The organism is Pseudomonas sp. SK (assembly GCF_012975065.1).
Taxonomy (GTDB): Bacteria; Pseudomonadota; Gammaproteobacteria; order Pseudomonadales; family Pseudomonadaceae; genus Aquipseudomonas; species Aquipseudomonas anuradhapurensis.
The window spans coordinates 5,637,224-5,652,602 of the sequence record NZ_CP051857.1; the positions used below are offsets into that span (position 1 = coordinate 5,637,224).

General features: G+C 59.1%; 16 protein-coding genes. 7 read left to right on the forward strand and 9 right to left on the reverse strand.

Features of this window, described 5'->3' with window-relative positions:
* Window positions 1-36 precede the first annotated feature (36 nt).
* The 6 genes from HG549_RS25675 to HG549_RS26425 are packed head-to-tail and all read left to right on the forward strand — an operon-like array spanning window position 37 to window position 4,231.
* Window positions 37-444, forward strand: a complete 408-nt coding sequence (locus HG549_RS25675) for a hypothetical protein (RefSeq protein ID WP_170033923.1) — start codon at window positions 37-39, stop codon at window positions 442-444.
* 26 nt (window positions 445-470) lie between these two features.
* The gene (locus HG549_RS25680; RefSeq protein WP_170033925.1) at window positions 471-1,157 is read left to right on the forward strand and encodes an isoprenylcysteine carboxylmethyltransferase family protein; all 687 of its coding nucleotides are present in this window, start codon (window positions 471-473) and stop codon (window positions 1,155-1,157) included.
* Window positions 1,154-1,423 (forward strand): DUF5676 family membrane protein, encoded by a 270-nt coding sequence (locus HG549_RS25685; protein ID WP_170033927.1) that lies wholly within the window; start codon window positions 1,154-1,156, stop codon window positions 1,421-1,423. The genes HG549_RS25680 and HG549_RS25685 overlap by 4 nt, the downstream gene beginning before the upstream one ends.
* A 24-nt stretch (window positions 1,424-1,447) precedes the next feature.
* Window positions 1,448-3,631 (forward strand): heavy metal translocating P-type ATPase, encoded by a 2,184-nt coding sequence (locus HG549_RS25690; protein ID WP_170033937.1) that lies wholly within the window; start codon window positions 1,448-1,450, stop codon window positions 3,629-3,631.
* Window positions 3,628-3,846: a hypothetical protein gene (locus HG549_RS25695; RefSeq protein WP_170033939.1), complete on the forward strand. Its 219-nt coding sequence runs from the start codon at window positions 3,628-3,630 to the stop codon at window positions 3,844-3,846. The genes HG549_RS25690 and HG549_RS25695 overlap by 4 nt, the downstream gene beginning before the upstream one ends.
* Before the next feature lie 43 nt (window positions 3,847-3,889).
* On the forward strand, window positions 3,890-4,231 hold the full coding sequence (locus tag HG549_RS26425; RefSeq protein WP_170033941.1) for a DUF2933 domain-containing protein: 342 nt from the start codon (window positions 3,890-3,892) through the stop codon (window positions 4,229-4,231).
* A 48-nt stretch (window positions 4,232-4,279) separates the two neighbouring features.
* Here HG549_RS26425 and cfaB read toward each other — a convergent pair whose 3' ends face one another.
* Entirely contained in the window at window positions 4,280-5,464 is a 1,185-nt protein-coding gene (gene cfaB / locus HG549_RS25705; RefSeq protein ID WP_170033943.1) for a C17 cyclopropane fatty acid synthase CfaB, read from the reverse strand.
* 207 nt (window positions 5,465-5,671) lie between these two features.
* Between cfaB and lpdA the strand changes: the two genes are divergently transcribed.
* On the forward strand, window positions 5,672-7,072 hold the full coding sequence (lpdA, locus tag HG549_RS25710) for a dihydrolipoyl dehydrogenase (protein WP_170033945.1): 1,401 nt from the start codon (window positions 5,672-5,674) through the stop codon (window positions 7,070-7,072).
* A gap of 90 nt (window positions 7,073-7,162) precedes the next feature.
* Here the strand turns inward: lpdA and HG549_RS25715 are convergent, their stop codons facing one another.
* The 8 genes from HG549_RS25715 to HG549_RS25750 form a co-directional block, all read right to left on the reverse strand.
* Complete coding sequence (locus HG549_RS25715) at window positions 7,163-7,603, reverse strand: hypothetical protein (protein WP_170033947.1); 441 nt, start codon at window positions 7,601-7,603, stop codon at window positions 7,163-7,165.
* A gap of 78 nt (window positions 7,604-7,681) precedes the next feature.
* The gene (locus HG549_RS25720) at window positions 7,682-9,322 is read right to left on the reverse strand and encodes an NAD(P)/FAD-dependent oxidoreductase (RefSeq protein WP_170033949.1); all 1,641 of its coding nucleotides are present in this window, start codon (window positions 9,320-9,322) and stop codon (window positions 7,682-7,684) included.
* Window positions 9,323-9,343: 21 nt separating this feature from the next.
* Window positions 9,344-9,715, reverse strand: coding sequence for a ferredoxin FdxA (gene fdxA / locus HG549_RS25725; protein WP_170033951.1), 372 nt, complete (start codon window positions 9,713-9,715; stop codon window positions 9,344-9,346).
* A gap of 40 nt (window positions 9,716-9,755) precedes the next feature.
* Window positions 9,756-11,261: an NAD(P)/FAD-dependent oxidoreductase gene (locus HG549_RS25730; RefSeq protein WP_170033953.1), complete on the reverse strand. Its 1,506-nt coding sequence runs from the start codon at window positions 11,259-11,261 to the stop codon at window positions 9,756-9,758.
* A gap of 43 nt (window positions 11,262-11,304) precedes the next feature.
* Window positions 11,305-12,060, reverse strand: a complete 756-nt coding sequence (locus tag HG549_RS25735; protein WP_170033955.1) for an SDR family NAD(P)-dependent oxidoreductase — start codon at window positions 12,058-12,060, stop codon at window positions 11,305-11,307.
* A 31-nt stretch (window positions 12,061-12,091) separates the two neighbouring features.
* Window positions 12,092-12,943, reverse strand: a complete 852-nt coding sequence (locus HG549_RS25740; protein WP_256666038.1) for an alpha/beta hydrolase — start codon at window positions 12,941-12,943, stop codon at window positions 12,092-12,094.
* A complete protein-coding gene (locus tag HG549_RS25745) occupies window positions 12,928-14,451 on the reverse strand; it encodes an NAD(P)/FAD-dependent oxidoreductase (RefSeq protein ID WP_170033957.1) in 1,524 nt (507 codons plus the stop codon). Before HG549_RS25745 ends, HG549_RS25740 begins: the two co-directional genes overlap by 16 nt.
* Complete coding sequence (locus tag HG549_RS25750) at window positions 14,448-15,347, reverse strand: diiron oxygenase (RefSeq protein ID WP_170033959.1); 900 nt, start codon at window positions 15,345-15,347, stop codon at window positions 14,448-14,450. The genes HG549_RS25745 and HG549_RS25750 overlap by 4 nt, the downstream gene beginning before the upstream one ends.
* Between the last annotated feature and the right edge of the window lie 32 nt (window positions 15,348-15,379).

Here is a 15,379-nt window from a genome sequence, read left to right on the forward strand (position 1 = left end):
GTCCATGTTCACTTCTGACGATCCCTGGAGTTCACCATGCAAAAGCATCCTAAATTCGTTCTGGCTGCAATCCTGGCTGGTTGCACCCTCATCGCCTCTGCCGAAGATGCCCATCACCCAGACGCTGCGCCCGCTGACTCAGCCACGAGCCCCGCCCCCGCGTCGAGCGACCTGACCAAAGCCATGAATGAGCAAATGCAGAAGATGCAGACGGCACACGACAAAGCGGCAGCGGCCAAGACGCCCGCCGAACGTCACGCTGCCATGCAGGAAGGCATGCAAGTGATGAAGGACAGCATGGCCATGATGAACAAGGACAAAGGCGCAATGGATTGTATGGGCATGCATGGAGCCAAGGACGGTTCAGGCATGGGCATGATGAACATGATGATGCAGATGATGGAGCAGCAGTCATCGATGATGGACATGCCAACTAAAAAGTGAGCGCGTAACAAAGAGGGGTGCCCGCCATGAACCACAATGAGCCGGCCTACGGCCTCTGGTCGCTTGTTATCCTCAATTCGCTGGTGTTCATCTTGTTTGCCTTCAGCTTCGCCCGGCCGAAGACAAGCCGAGATTGGCGCTCCTTCAGCATGTTTTCAGCGTTCCTGGTGGCTCTGTTTAGCGAGATGTACGGTTTCCCGCTGACAATCTACCTGCTGATGCCCTGGCTCACTCGCAACTTCCCCGGCATCGATTTCCTCTCGCACGATGCCGGGCATTTGCTCGAAACGGTGCTGGGCTGGAAGGTCAACCCGCATTGGGGGCCGTTTCACGTCATCAGCAATTTTCTGATCGCGGGCGGTTTCTGGTTATTGGCGGCTGCGTGGCGGGTCCTCTACCAAGCCCAAGCGAGTGGACGACTTGCACTTGAGGGCCCCTATGCGCGGATCCGCCATCCACAGTACGTCGGCTTCGTGCTGATCATGTTTGGCTTTTTACTGCAATGGCCAACCCTGATCACCCTGCTGATGTTTCCAATTCTCTTGTTCGCGTACATCCAACTTGCGAAACGGGAAGAGCGTGAATTGCTTACGCACTTCGGCGATGCCTACCGCGTTTACCGTGCAAAGACGCCAGCGTTCCTGCCTTGGTTAACCCGTCGCAGTCCCGACATCCCGTCCAACGCACCTCCCAGTTCAGGTAAACAATCATGAACGCTCCTTGGAAAACCGGTCTCTCCCTGGCCTTGACCATGGCTGTTTCCTATGCGATCTGCACGCTGCTGTATGTGCTATGGCCGGTGCAAGGTATCGCTTTTCTGAACGCCTTGTTCCACGGGCTCGACTTCAATCGCCTGCAAACTACGCAGGGCTACGGAATGATGACTTTCCTCGGCCCATTACTGGTCCTGACCCTATGGGGCGCGATAGTCGGAACCTTGTTCGCCTGGCTGTCAGGCAAGCTCCATGGCAAGTCTTGAACGTCGACGCAGGCAGAAGACGAAATGAACGAATCGCCTATGCAGCATAATCACCAGCCGTTGGCGTCCGCCTCCAGGAACCTGGCGAAAGACCCGATCTGCGGAATGATGGTGGACAAGACCAGCGCACTGTCACGCGAACGTGGCGGCCGTACCTATTACTTTTGTAGCGATGCGTGCCTGCGTACCTTCGAATCGCCAGAAAGGGAATTGAAGGCAATCAAGACCCGCGTGACTATCGCCCTCACCGGTGTACTCGCCCTGGCCCTTCTGCGCGCGGGCGCCTTCATTGCGTTGGCCGCCGGGGCCACCCTACTGACCTGGGTGCCAATCCCGGCGCTCCCTTGGTTCACCTGGGGGATATGGCTTTTCCTGTTGGTCACTCCGGTCCAGTTCATCGGTGGCTGGAGTTTCTACAAGGGCGCGTGGAACGCCATTCACACCCGCAACATCAACATGGACTTCCTGATCGCCCTCGGCACATCGGTGGCGTATTTCTACTCGGTAGCGGTGTTGTTCTTCCCGGACGTCCTACCGGTGAAAGTGTACGAGCGTGACGTCTATTTCGAAGTGTCTGCAGTCATAATCGCCTTCGTGCTGCTCGGCAGGTACATGGAGGAGATCATCAAGAAAAAATCCTCCGCTGCAGTGCGACGCTTGCTTGAACTCAAACCGGCGGTCGCACATGTCATGCGTGACGGACAAGAAATCGACCTGCCTGCTGAAAGCGTCATGGCTGGCGAGACACTAATCGTCAAGCCTGGCGAAAAGATCCCTACCGATGGCGAAGTCCGTGACGGCCAGTCGACGGTGGATGAGTCCATGCTGACCGGCGAATCGATGCCGGTGGACAAACACCGGGGCAGCTCGGTGATCGGGGGTACGCTCAATGGCAGCGGTGTACTCACGATCACAGCGAGCAGGATCGGCGCCGATACTGCACTGGCGCAGATCATCAAGATGGTTGAGGAAGCACAGAGCAGCACCGCGCAGATCCAGCGCTTGGCCGACCAGGTCACTGGCTACTTCGTACCCGCGGTTGTGGCCGTCGCCCTCCTGGCATTGCTCGGTTGGTCCGTGGTTGGGAATTTTCCGCAGGGCCTGTTGGCCTTTATCGCGGTACTGATCATCTCCTGTCCCTGTGCACTCGGCGTGGCGACGCCCGCTGCCTTGATGGTCGGTGTCGGCAAGGGCGCTGATAACGGCATTCTCATACGGGGCGGCGAGGTACTGGAGCGGGCAGAAAAACTGACTACGGTGGTTTTCGACAAGACCGGCACCATCACCCGCGGTGAACCTGACGTAACCGACGTGATTGCGCTTGGCACAGCGTCAGAAATCGAGGTGTTGGGGCTCGCTGCTGCCGTGGAGTCCGGTTCGGAACATCCGCTTGGAGCAGCGATAGTGCGCGCCGCCCGGCATCGTGACATCCACCTGCCAAAGGCCACCGACATCAGCGGGATCGCCGGTCACGGCATCCAAGGCAGTATCGACCATGGCAAAGTCTGGTTGGGTAATCGGCGCTTGTTCGGCCGCCAAGGCATTTCAACCGAGGCAGCCGAAGAGCACTTGCTAGGCCTTGAGGCCGACGGCAAGACCGCCATGCTGGTTGGTGTCGACAACCGCCTGCTTGGGGTGATTGCGGTGGCTGACACCATCAAGCCAGAGGCAGCTGAAGCGGTAACGGCATTGCAGGCAAGCAACATCAAGGTCGTGCTGCTGAGCGGTGACAACCGCCGCACTGCCGAAGCGGTCGCCCGACAGGTCGGTATCGGGCGGGTGATTGCAGAGGTGTTGCCAGACGACAAGGTCGCAGTGATACGTCAATTGCAAAGCGAAGGGCAGGTCGTTGCCATGGTTGGCGACGGGGTCAACGATGCACCGGCACTGGCCGCCGCCGACATTGGTATCGCCATCGGCTCGGGGTCCGATGTCGCCAAGGAAACGGGCGGCATCATCTTGCTCAAGAACGATGTACGCGACGTGGTCAACGCGATCGAGCTGTCGCGCGCAACCATGGTCAAGATCAAGCAAAACCTGTTCTGGGCATTTCTCTACAACGGCATCGGTATCCCGATTGCAGCCTTCGGATTGCTTAATCCGATCATCGCTGCCGCCGCCATGGCGCTCAGTTCTCTATCGGTAATCGCCAACTCTGCGCTGCTGAAACGCGCCCATATCGGTTTGAGTCACGAGGCGAAATCATGAAACGCGAAATCCTGCTGTTCTGTCTGCTGGTGACGGGTGTGGGCATTGCCACGGTGCTTTATCTGATGGGGCTCAGCGGTAAATCGTTGGCCATGGCAGCCCTATTCCTGCTGTGTCCGGTTTTTGTCGGGGTGCAGCTCTTGCGCGGCGTGCGCCAGTTCGACAAGGACATGAGCGAGGCGCGCCGTATCATGCAGAAGAAGAACCTGCCCTGATACGGTTGTGTCGTCTGTGCCGTTTCGTCCAAGGAGCGCCATCATGAACCGCCCCGAATCACGCCCCCGCCACTCACGGGGAACCAACTGGTACCTACTGGGCTTTCTGGCGATCGCCGGCTATTTCCTGTTCCTTGAGCACAGGGCTCACATCATTCCGTATCTGCCCTTCCTGCTGGTGCTGGCCTGCCCCTTGATGCATTTGCTCATGCACCGTGGGCATCGCACACATGCGCGCGACGAAAATGATGGACATGAACACGACAGCGCAGGCGAACGTCACAGTTGCTGCGGCCACCCGCACACCCAGGAAGGCCATGACCGAGAGCCGGAGCACCCTGTTCTATCCGATAACAAGACCAAATACCCAGATCGCCCTGCATGACCCTTCGCGACACGAGGCCGCTCCCACCGGAGCAGCCTTGCATGATTTTCAGCGATACAGGTCTTCCCGCGTCCACGGCAGATCATGGTGGCCATCGGCATAAGGCTTGACCGCCAGTATCTGGTGCAGGTTGATCCAGCCCTTTTCGAAGGCATAGGCACACCCGGCCAGGTACAGGCGCCAGATACGCAAGGTCTTCTCGGGCACCAGGGCCGCCGCCTTGTGCAGCTGGTTCTCCAGGTTCGCGCTCCAGTGGTGCAGGGTTTTGGCGTAGTGCAGACGCAAGCTTTCCACGTCTACCACTTCCAGCCCCGCTTCACAGATGCTGGCACTGATCATCGACAGGTGCGGCAGCTCGCCATGGGGGAACACGTAGCGGTCGATGAAGTCACCAGCGCCACGCCCGACCGGGCGGCCATCGACGTGCTTGGCGGTGATGCCGTGGTTCATCACCAGGCCCCCTTCCCTCACGGCACCGAACAGCTTCTGGCAATACAGCGCCAAGTTGGCATGGCCCACATGTTCGAACATGCCAACGCTGACCACCTTGTCGAAGCGGCCATCCTGCGGCAGGTCACGGTAGTCGAGGATCTGCAGATCGACCTTGCCGCCGAGCCCCTCTGCCTTGACACGCTCGCGGGCAAGCTTGAGCTGCTCCTTGCTCAAGGTGATGCCGAACACCTTGGCCCCATATTCGCGGGCAGCGAAACGCGCCAGCCCACCCCAGCCACAGCCTACGTCGAGCAAGTAGTCGCCGGCGTCCAGGCGCAGCTTGCGACACAGATGATCGAACTTGTCCTGCTGCGCCTGATCGAGGGTGTTGTCCGGCTCGCGGAAGTAGGCGCACGAGTAGGCCATGTCCTGATCCAGCCACAACTGGTAGAACGCGTTGGAAACATCATAGTGGTAGGAGATGGCTTCGGCATCGGTGCTCTTGTCATGCGCCTGCCGTTGCGGTGGAGCGTCTTCTTCCTCGGTCAGCAGCGCTTCACTGAGCTCATCGCACACGCGTATGGCTTCACCGATATCCCCTTCCAGCTCCAGCTTGCCCTCGACGAATGCCGTGCCCAGCTGGTCCATGCTCGGGTGGCTCAACTGGCTGATCAGCTGCGGCTCCTTGACCAGGATGGTGACCTGAGGGCTAGGCCCCAGATCGAACTCGTTACCGTCCCACAGTTTCAGCCGCAGCGGCAGATGCAGGCTCTGCAATGCCGGTGGAAGTTGCGCAAGCATGAACGACCCTCCTGTCCGTATTTGGCCACGACGCCTGGAATTTCGAACGTCGCCGAATCAGAGTAGTTCATTCGTGGGATGTTTCCTTTTATCCAGACCATGGTCGAGCATTGGTCGATCTTATCCAGGCGTCAGATTGTATACAATTTTTGCTTCTCAGCTTAACCTTGTGCCCCTCTCGTGCTTCCTCATCCTGGAGTTGAACCCATGAAATCCTATGACGTGGTGATCATCGGCGGTGGCCCTGGCGGCTACAACGCAGCCATCCGTGCTGGCCAGCTGGGCCTTAGCGTAGCCTGCGTGGAAGGCCGCTCGACCCTTGGTGGTACCTGCCTGAACGTGGGCTGCATGCCCTCCAAGGCACTGTTGCACGCGTCCGAGCTCTACGAGGCTGCCAGCGGTGGCGAATTCGCCCACCTCGGTATCGAGGTGCAACCTTCCCTCAATCTCGCCCAGATGATGAAACAGAAGGATGAGAGCGTGACTGGCCTGACCAAGGGCATCGAGTACCTGTTCCGCAAGAACAAGGTCGACTGGATCAAGGGCTGGGGTCGCCTGGATGGCGTTGGCAAGGTCGTGGTCAAGGCCGAGGACGGCAGTGAAACCGCACTGCAAGCCAAGGACATCGTCATTGCCACTGGCTCGGAGCCTACGCCGCTGCCAGGCGTGGCCATCGACAACCAGCGCATCATCGACTCGACCGGCGCCCTGTCCCTGCCGCAGGTACCCAAGCACCTGGTCGTCATCGGTGCCGGCGTTATCGGCCTCGAACTCGGTTCGGTATGGCGTCGCCTGGGCAGCCAGGTCACGGTCATCGAATACCTCGACCGTATTTGCCCCGGCACCGACGAAGAAACCGCCAAGACCCTGCAGAAAGCATTGGCCAAGCAAGGCATGGTGTTCAAGCTGGGCAGCAAGGTGACCCAGGCCAATGCCAGCAACGACGGGGTCGACCTGACCCTGGAGCCAGCCGCAGGTGGCAGCACGGAAACCCTGCAGGCCGATTATGTACTGGTCGCCATTGGCCGCCGCCCTTATACCCAAGGGCTGAATCTGGAAAGCGTGGGCCTGGCAACCGACAAGCGCGGCATGCTCGGCAACGAACACTACCGCACTTCCGTGCCGGGCATCTGGGTGATTGGCGATGTCACCTCCGGCCCGATGCTGGCGCACAAGGCCGAGGACGAAGCGGTGGCCTGCATCGAACGCATCGCCGGCAAGCCCCATGAGGTCAACTACAACCTCATTCCCGGGGTGATCTACACGCGGCCGGAACTGGCTAGCGTGGGCAAGACCGAGGAGCAGCTCAAGGCCGAAGGGCGGGCCTACAAGGTCGGCAAATTCCCCTTCACCGCCAACAGCCGGGCCAAGATCAATCACGAGACCGAAGGCTTCGCCAAAGTCATCGCCGATGCCCAGACCGATGAAGTATTGGGCGTGCACCTGGTGGGCCCAAGCGTCAGTGAGATGATTGGCGAATTCTGTGTGGCCATGGAGTTCTCGGCCTCGGCGGAAGACATCGCCCTCACCTGCCACCCGCACCCGACCCGCTCCGAGGCCCTGCGCCAGGCGGCGATGAACGTGGATGGCATGGCCATGCAGATCTGACGGCGGCGAAAAAGGCTGTGCCTAAACAAAGGGCGAACCGTGAGGTTCGCCCTTTTCATGCACTTGCCGATTTGCTCTGGCCAAACGTAATCAGCCAGTGGGATTGAGCAACTGCCACACTTGAATGAGCCCGACCAGGTGCACAAGGCCATACAACAAGCAGATTGCCGAGCTGACCACGATGAAACGGCCACTGCGCCCGGTACCAGCCAGAGCAAAAGGTCCGAGTACACCGCGTAACAGGTAGATCACGGTAATGGCGATCAGCGCCGGCCGTAACAGCGGCAACGGATCGACCACTCCGGCTCCCGACAGGGCATAAACGCCCCAGGTAGCGAGAACCAGGGCGATGCCCGCCGTTACTACCGCCGGATACCAGCGCCCAGCCTGGGCCGCACGCACGAAACGCTCGCCTGCGCCGAACAGGCGATACCACGATGGGCCCACCAGGATTACCCCCACGTGCAGGATCGACGCCAGCAGGCTAAGCCCCGCGGCCAGCAGCAAAGCGGTGTTGTAGTCATTCGACATATCATCTCTCCTTGATGAATTGCACGGCGCCAGCTGCCTCATGCACTACAGGGCGTTATCGACCGACATTGGGTGGGCTCAAGTGCTCGCCTGGGCCTCGGCACGCGTGCCGACATCCATGATCTGGTAGCGTAGCTTGCGCCCGTCGACAGCGGCAGCGGCTTCGACACCACCCGTCATAGCGCCGAATATCCCGTGCCCGGTGCGGGTGGATGCGCCACACAAGAACAGGTTTCGTATTTCGGTTTTGGTACCCGGCCGATTATGCAGGAAGTACTCAGGAGTGAATGCCAGGCCATAAGATGTTCCCCCGGCTGAACCGATGAAACGGGTCACCGAGAACGGAGTGGAGACTTCCTGATACACGATATGCTGCGACATACCTGGTATCACGCGTTCAGCCAGTGCAATCAGTTGCCGGGCATACCATTCCTTTTTCGCCAGGTACGCCGGGTTGTTCCGATAGCTGCCATCCGCTACCTCGGCCTGGGTAACACCCCAGCTTTCCGGGTTCGAAGGAACTGCCGACATCAATTGCAGGTTGTAGATGCCAGGCGGGGCAATGGCCGGATTGTCCGGGTCCTTCATCGTGGCGTTACCGATGAACAGATGCGGCTCATCCGGGAATTGACCGGCGAACACCTCACGGTAGGCACGCTCATAGTCGCAACCGGGATAGATGCGATAGTTGGTGTTTTTAAGACCCATCGCCTTCAGGTCCATATCGATGCCCAGGTAAACCACGCCCATGGCCGGCGACATTTCGAAACGCTCTGCCCTGGTGACGGTCTTCGCCTTGAGCTGGTCCCGTCCGATCAAGTCCAGCAAGGTGTGCTTGATGTCGGCGTTGCAGATCACCGCGTCTGCCTTGACCGTACGTTTGCCCAGATGCTTGTTGCTGAATTCGACACCTACCGCGCGGCCCTTCTCGACCAGGATACGTTCGACCTTGGAACGCAGCAGGATCTTACCTCCGTTGCGTTCGACAACCGCGCCGAGTTTGTCAGAGAACATCTGGCCCCCTCCCGAAGGGTAATATGACCCTTGCAGGAAGTGGTTGACCACCGCAGCGTGGCCAGCCATGGTCGCCCTGCTGGGAGGCTGATGGTAAACGCCGAGCTGTCCGGTCAGGATGGCGCGCAGTCGCTGATCATGGGTGCAGGTGTCGAGGAACTGGGCAACCGTCGATTTCGAATGGCGCATCAGCATCCACGAACGTGGCAGCACCCACAGCGCGGAGAGCGGCCGGGAGTGGATGCCCATGAAGTCCCAGACTTGCTGCAGCATCTTGAAATAGCGGTTGATGCCGGATTTTTCCTTGGGGAACGCCTCGATGAGCCTTTCCCGGAAGCGCTCATACCCACGCGGCACGGCAAATTGAAAGTCGGGGAAGCAGAGGGTTTCGAAACCTTCTGGATCCTGCTCGATAAAATTGATCTCGCCATCATCGATGCCGGCCCCGCGCAAAATACGCGGGATCAAGCCTTCCTTGCCACAGTCGCCGATGTAATGAAGACCTACGTCGAACTCGTAATCCTTGCCCTTACGATGAAAGACCGTGGCGCAGCCCCCCATCTCATAGTGCATGTCCAGCACCAATACCTGCTTGCCACGATTGGCGAGGGTCGCGGCTGCGGTCAGTCCACCAATGCCGGCACCCACGACAATCACGTCGAAGGTATCGCTTTCCAGCGTCTTGAAGCGGTCATAGCTTTGCATGGGCATTCGTCCAGGGGCACTTCAAGCGTGCTGCAGATGGTGGTCGCGGGTCGGATCGACCGCTTCGGCTTCGCGCACGAGGTGTGCAAGTTTGTTCGGCTGGTGACTCCACTTCTGGTAATCGCCCAGCGGTGGGATGCTCTGGAGAATGACGGGCCAATGTTGTGCAAGCTCGGCATTCAACGCCAGGAAGTGCCGATTACCACCATCCAGGCGGTTCTCCGGCAGAATCGCCTCTTCAGGGCATTCCGGCAGGCAGAGACCACAATCGACGCATGCCTCCGGGTTGATCACGATGAAGTTCGGCCCTAGGTGGAACGCGTCTGCAGGGCATATATCCACACAGTTGGTGTGTCGGCACTGGATGCAGTTGTCAGTCACTACATAAGTCATGGTTAGTCTCTCGAGGTCGCATTTACGGGCACATCACCGCCTAGAAGTAGCGGTCAACCAACAAGCGGGCAGACAACATCGTTCCGATGAAGCCCGCACCAGGGAACGTCCAGGCGCCCACCTGGTAGAGCCCCTTTACCGGATACTTCTGCGGAAACCGGTTGAACAGTCCGGACTGTTGAGGCGTTTGTTCGAAGCCGTAGATCGCACCCTGGGGGTTCTGGGTGAACTTGGTCATGGTGCGCGGAGAGCCTGCTTCACAAACTTCGATGTGGTCGCGCAGGCCTGGAATGACGCGCTCGGCATTAGCGATCAACAAGTCGGTCAGCGCGGCTTTCTTGCGGCGGTAAGCCAGTTTGTCCAGCGAGTGCCAGACGTCGGGGCCGGTCAGGGTGAACAGGCCAAGGCTGGACTTTCCAGGTGGCACCATGGACGGGTCGACATTGGAGAAGTAGTTGATCGACCAGCTGGTGTTGTCCTGATGCAGCTCGCCTGCCTGGATATGTTCGAATTGCGTGCGCTGCGTTTTCCCGGGTGAGAAGAAGTGGATGTATTCCTCAGGGCCGACACCCAGTTCACTCAGCGGGCAATCCAGGCCCAGGTACACCTGGAAGCCGGATACCGAGAACTTCAGCTTGTCCAGCCGAGTGAGGTACTTGCTGGGGAAGTGCTGTTTTCCTGCCAAGCCCACCACGGCATGCGGGGAAACATTGGCCACCACGTTGCGGGCCTTCACCGGCCCCGATCGGCGCGTGACAACGCCGGTGACCCTGCCTCGGTCGACCAATATCTGCTGGACTCCCGACTCCAGTTCGACACGGCCGCCGTGCGCCTCGATAACCTCGACCAATGCCGAGGAAAGCGCCTGCGAGCCGCCTTTGATCGAATAGCCGCCGTTTTCCAGATAGTCGATGAAGGGGTACGAGAAATAGCCGAATGCCAGGTCTTTCGCCGGCAGCCCGTAGTAGCTCCACTGCGCCGACAGTACTTCCTTCAGGCGTTCGTTGCGGGTGAACCTGGAAAAGTACTTATCCACCGTTTCATGGCCATAGCGCAGGACCCGCGGATAGGCGAAGGGGGTAGCGACAAATCGCATCCAGAACGGTTTGGGTGAATAAAGGAAGCCACACAGGTCCTTGTAGTTGCGCTTGGACTCGGCGAACAACCGATCGATGTTGTCGATTTCTTCGGGGAAGCAGCGATACAGGGTCTGTTTGTAACCTTCCAGGTCGCGATGCCCGACGGTGATGTCGATATCGGGAGAACGGTAGCGATAGAGCGTCGGATGATGGAGAAACTCGACCTTGTCCGCGACGCCACAAGCCTCGATCACCTTGAATGAATGCGCACCGCGGACCACCCCATCGAACGAATGCAGAGACACATCGAAGGTGAAGTCTTTACGACGAAAATTGCTCGCGTAACCACCGGGTATATTGTGCTTTTCCACCACCAGGACCTTCTGGCCCCGTTGGGCCATCAGGCTGGCGCTGGCGAGCGCGCCCAGCCCTGATCCTACAAAAACAGTATCGTATGATTGACTCATGAATGCTCCGGGCATCACCGCACAGCAGATCGCGCAAGGCGAATCAGGCCGTCAGGCCACCGTCGATCAGGAAGGTCTGGCCAGTGATGTAGTCAGCTTGCGGTGACAACAGGAAGCTGGCCAATGCAGCAACTTCGTGTACTTCGCCGAAGCGCTTGAGGGGGATGTTGTCGGTGATCGACTTGCGCACGTGATCGGGGATCTGGTCGATCATGTCCGTGGCGATGTAGCCGGGAGCAATGGCATTGACATTGATCTTGAAGCGCGCCAGTTCCAACGCCATGGTCTTGGTAATCCCGATCATCGCGGCCTTGGTTGCGGAATAACCCAATTGGCCCTTGTTTCCCTTGACGCCACTGACGGAGGACATGTGCAAAATCTTGCCCCGCCGCTCACCAGCCATGGCCGGGACCAATGACTTGCTGAAATAAACTGCCGAGTCGAGGTTGGTCGCAACCACGTCGCGATAGCGCTCGACGTCGAGGTTGAACAGCAGCTGGTCGCCAGTCACGCCCATGTTGTTGATCAAGCCATAGGGGCCGCCGAGATCGTTGACCAACTGTTCGCACAATGAACTGACCGACTGGAAGTCCCGACCGTCACAGGCATGCCCATGCGCACGGCCGCCGCTGGCGGCTACCTCCTGTTCGAGCTGGCGAGCAGCGTCAGCGGAGGACTGATAGGTGAACGCAACTTCATAACCTTCACGCGACAGGTGTTGCACAAGGGCACGCCCTATACCGCGGGTACCGCCGCTGATGAGTATCCACTTGCCTTTGCCGAGCTGTTGGACATCCATGTTCTGTTTCCTTAAGTCAAAGAGCCCGTAGTCAGGCCGTTACAACGGGTTTATGAGATTCAGCACGGGCGAAGAACGCGAAGATCTCCTGGAAGTACTGATCCCGGTGCTTCTTGTGGTTTTCCAGGTGGCGACACGCTTCGAAGCCGACCACATGCAGGGATGTGCAATCCAGGCTCAGCCTTGCCACGCTCGCCCCTGGGATATAGCGGTCACTCAACCCGTAGAAGTAGGCGATTGGCAGGTGCTGAACATGCTTCAGGGAATGGTCGATCGCACAGGTACCGGTAGGCACTGCCAGACGGCTCCCGCTGATCCAGCGCATGGCGAGGCGCAACGGACCACGCGTGAAATAGCTGCGAACCGAGACAGGCACACTGTCCAGGACGGCCGAGGTGAAGGGCGAGGCGTCACGTGCCAAGGCATGTGACAGGTGGTAGCCACCGAATGAGCAGCCGACCAGGTGAATCGGCAGGCCTGGGTATTCCCGGGCGATCTTTCGCGCAATGGACAAGACGTCATCGGCGAATGCATGACCACCGATGGTGCTGCGCCCGAAGCCTTTGAAGTTGAAGGCAACGACGTGGTAGCCCTGTTCCAGGAACGCCTGATCGATGCCGTTCTCGAAAAAGTAATGCATGCCATATTTCAAGAACGGATGGCACAGCAGCACGACACCCTTGGCTTTGGCTGGGTTGGCCAGCAGTACCGCCCCTTCCAGCTTGCTGCCGTCGCTGGCCGTCTCGACGAAGCCCTCGGCCCGGCTGGGCACGTCGCGCTTCCACCCTTGTACCTGCCTGAACATCACGCGAATGAACAATTTGGAAACGGCGATTCCAAACCAGCTGGGCGAGTGTGCATGCGTTGTCATGCCCGTCTCCATTGCCTGGCTTTCATCTCGGCATAGCCAAAGGCGGCTTCATAACTTGGGCCCGCGACCCAAGCGCTGAGAAACTGCACGCCCTGCACCGGGAAGCCATGGTGGAAGACATGCCCTTTGAGGTCGGTACCCACCATCGCCCCGTAGCCAGAGCCATCGGTGTTGTTGGTGAAGCGCACATAGGTATGCGGGGTAGCCACTTCGGTATGCAAAATGTGGCCACGCAGCTGAGGAACCTGAACCAGCAGCCGCTCCACCAGCACCTCACACGCGCGTTGCTTTTTCGCGCGATATTGCGCCGTACGCCGGGCAGGCCAATGGGCGATGGAATCAAGCACGTTGATACACACGACCTTGCCGCCAGCGGGTGCCAGGGCGTGATAGTTGGTGACCTCGATCGGGGACATCGCCCAGAAGGCCTGTTCGCAGAGCTCTGGCTGAAAACCGCTGCGCTCGGCGTTGATGCGCAGCTCGGCTGCCAACGCGGGGTCCGCAGCAAACAGCATCGACTCGCTATGCCGCAGCCCCAGCTGTGCGGGCGCTTGATCGGTGGTCAGGTACACCGTGGTGGTCGAGCGTGCCGGCTTCAACGCGGCCAGTTTCTCTCGGGTGCTCGTCAGGTCCACATCCGCCTGGAACAAGTGCTCCACCGCATAATGGGGCGAGGTATTGATGAACACCTGTGGCGCATGGAACTCTCCGGCCCGGGTGCGTACCCCCGTGACATTGCCGTTGCTGTCGGTGGTCACTTCTTCTACAGGCGTGCTGAGCATGATCTTGCCCCCAGCCTGTTCGACCTGCTGCGCCAGCAGGTCGGACAGGCGCTGGGACGAGCCTGCAACGTAGGCGTTGCCGCGATTGAGCGTGGCATACACCACGTGCAGGTAGTACAGGTAGCCCAGGTCCTCCGAGTAGCCACCGACATAAATGCCAGGGGCTGCCAGGATTTCAATCAGGTAGGGGTCATCGAACAACTCGTGCAACGCCTCACGCACGGTCTTGTGCTTGAGGTTACGATGGGCCCAGCGCAACTGCGCCATGTCAGGCTCGAAACTGCCATCGAGCATCTGGAACTGGTAGTAGCCGTTGCGCCCATAGGTGCGTACCTGAGTGAAAAAGGTAACCAAGGGCTCTGCCTGATGAGGGAACCGTTCGATCAGTTGCCGTTCGACCTGGTCGGCATCGTTAGCCAACGGCAGCGCCGTGCCGTTCTGGTAGGCGCAGAAATAGTCGTTGGGGTAGACCAGGTTCAGTTCATCCTCAAGGCCCAGATCCCGCAGGATGCGGATCAGGTTGCCGCCTTCCGCCATGCCGCTGAGCTTGTGCAGGCTGCAATCGAAGATCGCCGATTGCTTGGGCCGGCTGAACGTCGAGGCATAGCCCCCAACCACAATATGCTTGTCGAGCATCAGGACGCGTGCACCGCGATCACGCTTGACCAGCATGGCCGCGCAGGCCAGGCTCGTGATCCCGGTACCCACGAAGATCGCGTCCCAGGTCGAAGAACTCATTGCCGCAGCCCCAACTTGTCGATCCAGGCGTAAATTTCGGCGAATCGGGCGTCGTTCAGTCGAGCATTGTTCGGTGAACGCCAGACCTCTTCGATCTTTGCCTTGTCATCCACTGCAATCGGGAACTCGAAGGAAGTGTGCAACGCGATCTCGGGGTTGTAGGTGAACATGTCGATCAGCGCCGGAATGATTTTCCGGCTCATGGCTTTGACCTGGGTGATCGACTCAGCGCTGGCAGTTTCGAAGAAGGACTCGCTGATCCAGCGGCCAAAGGCGATGTGCCGTGCCTCGTCATAGTGATGCTCACGGAACAGGGTGCGGGTCATCGGCTCTACCGCTGCGCCCTGGGAGGTGTGCATGGCGCCCATTTCGGCAACCCATTCGATCAACAGCGTGAACAACACGCCAACCGCCGGCTCCATTTTCGGCAGTGTCTGGGTCAGCAACTCATAGAGCCCGACCGGTGGGTTCCAGATCTGCAGGCCGGCCTTGGCCATGAAGCGCTTGAAGGTGAGGGTATGAACGATCTCTTCCTTGGAAAAGATCATCAGGTATTCCTGCAGGTCCGGCGAAATACGGTCATGGAACTGGGTGATGTAGCCCATGTACAACGGCGGAATGGTCTGCTCGAGCCAGATGAACATGGAAATGTCACGGCCCGTCTCGAGCCAGGCCAGTTCCAGCTTCTGGGCGTCGGTCAAGCCTTCGCAATAGCGTGTTCCATTGATCCACAGATGCTCGGGATCCTTGGGGTAAAGGCTTCGATCGATGTCCTGGTCCCATGGCAGTACGGTCGCGTGGTCCATCGTCTTGTGATGCGACACTTCGCTTAACTTGCGAACCTTCGACTCCCTCGCCGGGGAAATAGCGAGCACACTATTGTTCAGCGTAGACATTTCCTGCTCCTCCATGAATTGGGTCCAGCGGC

Coding starts and splice junctions, on each gene's coding strand:
- HG549_RS25675 (WP_170033923.1), top strand. CDS start 37: ATGCAAAAGCATCCTAAATTCGTTCTGGCTGCAATCCTGGCTGGTTGC.
- HG549_RS25680 (WP_170033925.1), top strand. CDS start 471: ATGAACCACAATGAGCCGGCCTACGGCCTCTGGTCGCTTGTTATCCTC.
- HG549_RS25685 (WP_170033927.1), top strand. CDS start 1,154: ATGAACGCTCCTTGGAAAACCGGTCTCTCCCTGGCCTTGACCATGGCT.
- HG549_RS25690 (WP_170033937.1), top strand. CDS start 1,448: ATGAACGAATCGCCTATGCAGCATAATCACCAGCCGTTGGCGTCCGCC.
- HG549_RS25695 (WP_170033939.1), top strand. CDS start 3,628: ATGAAACGCGAAATCCTGCTGTTCTGTCTGCTGGTGACGGGTGTGGGC.
- HG549_RS26425 (WP_170033941.1), top strand. CDS start 3,890: ATGAACCGCCCCGAATCACGCCCCCGCCACTCACGGGGAACCAACTGG.
- cfaB (WP_170033943.1), bottom strand. CDS start 5,464: ATGCTTGCGCAACTTCCACCGGCATTGCAGAGCCTGCATCTGCCGCTG.
- lpdA (WP_170033945.1), top strand. CDS start 5,672: ATGAAATCCTATGACGTGGTGATCATCGGCGGTGGCCCTGGCGGCTAC.
- HG549_RS25715 (WP_170033947.1), bottom strand. CDS start 7,603: ATGTCGAATGACTACAACACCGCTTTGCTGCTGGCCGCGGGGCTTAGC.
- HG549_RS25720 (WP_170033949.1), bottom strand. CDS start 9,322: ATGCAAAGCTATGACCGCTTCAAGACGCTGGAAAGCGATACCTTCGAC.
- fdxA (WP_170033951.1), bottom strand. CDS start 9,715: ATGACTTATGTAGTGACTGACAACTGCATCCAGTGCCGACACACCAAC.
- HG549_RS25730 (WP_170033953.1), bottom strand. CDS start 11,261: ATGAGTCAATCATACGATACTGTTTTTGTAGGATCAGGGCTGGGCGCG.
- HG549_RS25735 (WP_170033955.1), bottom strand. CDS start 12,060: ATGGATGTCCAACAGCTCGGCAAAGGCAAGTGGATACTCATCAGCGGC.
- HG549_RS25740 (WP_256666038.1), bottom strand. CDS start 12,943: ATGGAGACGGGCATGACAACGCATGCACACTCGCCCAGCTGGTTTGGA.
- HG549_RS25745 (WP_170033957.1), bottom strand. CDS start 14,451: ATGAGTTCTTCGACCTGGGACGCGATCTTCGTGGGTACCGGGATCACG.
- HG549_RS25750 (WP_170033959.1), bottom strand. CDS start 15,347: ATGTCTACGCTGAACAATAGTGTGCTCGCTATTTCCCCGGCGAGGGAG.